The sequence below is a fragment of the Vibrio sp. 1069 genome (genome assembly GCF_033340555.1).
This window is the reverse complement of the sequence record NZ_JAWOWP010001007.1, coordinates 1-506: the sequence shown is the minus strand read 5'-3', so window position 1 is coordinate 506 and position 506 is coordinate 1. Positions and strand designations below refer to the sequence as shown.

1 protein-coding gene is annotated in these 506 nt (G+C 46.2%); it reads left to right on the top strand.

The window, feature by feature from the left end:
• The coding region (locus tag R7040_RS30300) for an AAA family ATPase (RefSeq protein ID WP_318098171.1) at positions 1-506 on the top strand (506 nt) is incomplete at both ends.

Here is a 506-nt window from a genome sequence, read left to right as displayed (position 1 = left end):
AATGCCGCAAGAAGCACGTGAGAAGACAGAGCAAGAGCTGCAAAAGCTTAAGATGATGTCTCCAATGTCCGCAGAAGCGACAGTAGTTCGTAGCTACATCGACTGGATGGTAAGTGTACCTTGGACTAAGCGTTCTAAAGTGAAGAAAAATCTCGCGAAAGCGGAAGAGATTTTGAACGAAGATCATTATGGTCTAGAGCGTGTGAAAGAGCGTATTCTGGAGTACTTGGCAGTTCAAAACCGCATTAACAAGCTAAAAGGTCCTATCCTTTGTCTTGTTGGTCCTCCAGGCGTGGGTAAAACATCGCTTGGCCGCTCAATTGCATCTGCTACTGGCCGTAAATACGTACGTATGGCCCTAGGTGGCGTGCGTGATGAAGCAGAGATTCGAGGCCACCGTCGTACTTACATTGGTTCATTGCCAGGTAAGCTGATTCAGAAAATGTCGAAAGTTGGTGTGAAAAACCCTCTCTTCCTTCTGGATGAAATCGACAAAATGTCTTCAG